This window comes from Bacillus sp. DE0042 (assembly GCF_007680225.1).
Classification (GTDB): domain Bacteria; phylum Bacillota; class Bacilli; order Bacillales; family Bacillaceae_G; genus Bacillus_A; species Bacillus_A wiedmannii.
Window position 1 is genome coordinate 1 of the sequence record NZ_VEJP01000022.1, and the last position, 4,078, is coordinate 4,078.

The 4,078-nt window shown below is 33.8% G+C and carries 2 protein-coding genes and 1 pseudogene; 1 reads left to right on the forward strand and 2 read right to left on the reverse strand.

What is annotated here, in order from left to right; all coding sequences use genetic code 11:
- Nucleotides 1-220 precede the first annotated feature (220 nt).
- Entirely contained in the window at nucleotides 221-1,633 is a 1,413-nt protein-coding gene (gene pdxR, locus FS802_RS30555) for a MocR-like pyridoxine biosynthesis transcription factor PdxR (protein WP_000964402.1), read from the reverse strand.
- A gap of 117 nt (nucleotides 1,634-1,750) precedes the next feature.
- On the opposite strand from pdxR, the gene FS802_RS30560 reads away from it, so the two are divergent.
- Nucleotides 1,751-2,710, forward strand: coding sequence for a proline dehydrogenase family protein (locus FS802_RS30560; protein WP_000977464.1), 960 nt, complete (start codon nucleotides 1,751-1,753; stop codon nucleotides 2,708-2,710).
- A gap of 721 nt (nucleotides 2,711-3,431) precedes the next feature.
- Here FS802_RS30560 and FS802_RS30565 read toward each other — a convergent pair.
- Nucleotides 3,432-3,544 (reverse strand): annotated as a pseudogene (locus tag FS802_RS30565) (ABC transporter permease); the annotation flags it as partial.
- Nucleotides 3,545-4,078 lie beyond the last annotated feature (534 nt).

Below are 4,078 nucleotides of genomic sequence, written 5' to 3' on the forward strand. Positions count from 1 at the left end.
GTTGGGACCTTGTCCCTGTGAGAGTAGGACGTCGCCAAGCAACTTTAAGACGAGTCAGAATGACTCGTCTTTTTTGTGTTTAATGGAAATAATCTTGTAATTAATGTTGGCTCTATGAGTACGTTTATCTAGCAAAAAACAGCTTTATTTTATTATGATTTCACACCTAAATAGCATACCTTCAGAAAAATATGGACAAGTTTGTTAGACCGTCTATTCGTTAACAAGAATATATACAAGGTATTGCCCTCTGTAGCCTGCTCACACCTTCTTTTATTTCTTCAGTTGTTAAATGTCCATACCCTATAATAATTCGATTATGATGTTTTCCTTTTTTAATGGCGTGCTCTTCCACAGGATATACTTTCACTCCGAGTTGTTGGATTTCCTCAAGTAATTCTTTTGTGAATTGAACTTGATTGAATTCAACAATCAGGTGTAATCCTGTAGAATAACCGAAAATATTGATCTTATTTGAGAATGCTAATTTTAATTGCTGGATAAGGAAGTCTCTTCGAGTTTTATAGATTTTTTTCATCTTCATAATATGTCGTTCCAAATAATCTTCGGCAATAAATTTAGCAAGGACAAGCTGATTTAAAGAAGATGTATGTAGATCTGAAAACCATTTTACCCTGCGACATTTTTCAATAAGGTGTGAGGGAAGAACTAAGTATCCCATCCTAAGGGCCGGTGATAAAATTTTACTAAATGAACCTATATATATAACACGCTCGGGATCCAATCCCTGTAATGAACTTACAGGTGAGCCTTCATATCGAAACTCACTGTCATAATCATCTTCAATGAGATAACAATTTGTTTTTCTTGAGTAGTTAATCAATTGAACCCGTCGTTGAATCGGTAAAGCTCCTCCTAAAGGAAACTGATGAGAAGGAGTAGTGAAGATGAATTTTGGGTTTTTATTTGAAGGCAGCAAAGATGTATCCATCCCATTATCATCAACTGGTATAGGATAAAGGAAGGCTCCTGAATTTTTAAAAATGGTTTGAATGTCATTGGTGATGGGATCTTCTATTAGTACTTCGTCGCCTGTTGACAAAAGTAACTTAGAAACAAGTGTTAAAGCTTGCGTTGCACCGGAGGTAATTACCAATTGTTCTGGATGACAAAAAACTCCTCTTGTTTTTAGTAAATAGCGTGATAAAACCTTTCTTAATTCGGGACGCCCTTCGGGAATATCGTATCCAAACGTAGAAGGAGGTGTTTCATTCCATATAGTATGAGATAACTTTGCCCATCCCTTACGTGGAAATAAGTCTAATGCTGGTATCCCTGAACGAAAATTAATGATGTTACTGTCTTTGTTTATTTCTTCGCACGAAGATAAAGAATCAATTAGAGTTGATTTTTTACGTTGTTCTAAATAAGTCCCTTCTGCAATGAATGTCCCGGCACCCTGTCGAGCGACCAAAAAACCTTCGGAAAATAATTGATCATAAGCTTCTAAAATTACATTCCTAGACACGCTTAACTCAGAAGATAATTCCCGTGTAGATGGTAGTTTATCTCCAGATTGTAGCTCTCCGTTTAATATTCGTTCACGTATTTGGTGATAAACTTGTCGAATTAAACTTATATCTAACGATCGATCAATAGGTATCCAAAGCATATAAATGCTCCCTTCATCAAAATTGGTACCATAAAAGTTTGATTAAAATGGTACTAATATGAACCATTTTAGCATGCTATAGTTGGATCAAATAGTTCTAAAGGGGATGAAAATGTGATGATGAAACCAGAATTCCAAGTAGCTCAGGCATTTAAATCGATTGCACGAAATGAACATATAAAATCCTATGTACAACAATCCACTGAACTCTATGCGTTGTTATTGCAAGCTGCGAAACGCTTTGTCACCGGAGAAACGAGACATGAGGGGGTTGTAATAGCAAAAGAACTAATTACAAAAGGTTATCATACTTCACTAGAATACATAGGGGAAAATACTCTAGATATAGAGGAGTGTTATAAAGCAAAAAATGAGTTTTGGAATCTTATTGGGGATATAGGTGCTCTATCTATGAAACAAACAGTATCACTTGATTTATCGCATATTGGATTATCTATAGATCCAGAAATATCTTATATTTATTTAATGGAGTTGGCAGAGAAGGCAAAAGTACATGGAACTACCCTTATGATAAGTATGGAAGAATCATCTAAAGCAGCAGACATTCTTTCCATCTATAAAAAAACAACTGAGCAATATCCTAATGTAGGGATAACGATTCAGGCGCATTTATATCGCTCAAACAATGATATTCAAGAACTCCTACATTATCCAGGGAAAATACGAGTTGTAAAAGGTGCCTATCAAGAAGTTTCGGATATTGCTATGCCTAGGTCAAATGACTTAAACCAACAGTATCTTCAGATTGTAGAACAACTAGTTGAAAATAACCACCCTGTATCTATAGCTACACATGATGAAATTCTTATTAAAGAAATGGAGAAACGTCAATATTTTAGTCAATCTAATGTAGAGATAGAAATGCTATATGGAATTCGTCCGGATATGTTAAGTGATTTGAAAAACAAAGGACATAAGGTTAGGGTGTATTTGACTTATGGGAAAGAGTGGTACTTGTATTTATGCCATCGGATAGCTGAATATCCGGAAAATTTATATCGTGCAGTGATAGATATGATGCATTCATCTGCAGTACAACAGAGTAGGGAATATTAAATGTAAAAATTATTTTGGCTATGGTTATTATGAGGGAGTTCAGTTGTAGTGAGTAAGTTAAATCATTTTGGTTGTGGCCCCAAATAAGAGTCGGATTTTCCTTAGAGTAGAAATTCCGGCTCTTTTTATATTGAAATTTTTTTAGTTTATATTTGCGTTAAATGCGGACAGGACTCCTATAGGTGTTGAAAAGATTATGGTTTATAATTGTACAGCTGTAGTATACCTTGTTGTAGAATTTGTTTTTGTGGGTGTTTTATATGCATTGGTTTCTTAATGTATGTATTCTTAGGTGTATAGCTAGAAATAAATGAATTTGTAATTCTATATGTATTTCAAAACGGAGGATATATAATAGAAACAATAAAATTACTCGATTCGCTCTTCTAACGGTAAAACGTAAATATAAGGTATATGATAAACACCCTTAAATGTGATAAAAAGTAATAAAACGCAAACAGAACGAACGAACGAACGTTCTTTCTTTCTTTCTTTCTTTCTTTCTTTCTTGGTATGTTAGGTGCACTCGATCAATTGAGGTGCGTATTTTTAATCCGGTATATATGTTTAAAAAAGAAATTCTATTAATTGGTTGGGACCTCGAGTATAGTTTATTTGTATATCTTAAATGTTTGTTAAGGGGATATGAAATTTATTACGACTAGGCCATATGGAAATGGATGCTGCTAAAGATGAAAAAGATATAAGTCTGCTATTTCAGTGACACAGGGATAGTTAGTAAATGTATTAGTGTGCTTCTATATATTTACGAGTAAACAGGTAAGTAACCATTACTTCATATAAGGGGAACTCTATAACTAGAGTAGTATATAAGAATTTCTGTATCGTTGTCTGTTATAAGGATGCGTATATCTTCAATCATTTCTAATAGAGTGCCTGATAAACAAAGAGGTGTTAGGGAGCGTAATAACTTTTTAATTACATATTAGTATTTATTAAAAAAAGGTTGTTAGTTTCGTTGGGGAAAATTTCTGTACCAATTAAGTCTAGGGTATAAGTAAACTTGAATATATTTTGGGAGAAGAAATTAAAGCGAAGTCCAAGAGGTTTTTCGGATAATGCAATATTTATAGGTTCTTCTTTAGATTAGAGAGTGTAAAAATATTAACTTGAATAACTTTATAAAAAGGTATTGACGATTAGGATATAGAGGTGTAATATAGGAAAAGTCGCCGATGCAATAACGCAGAACGCGATAAACGAAATAAAAAACTTAGTTGACATTAACTAACGAAGATGTTAACATAAGGGAGTCGCAAATGAGCGACCGAGTAGTTCTTTGAAAACTGAACGAAACAAACAACGTGAAACGTCAATTTTTATTTTTAGATGCTAGACAAACTAACT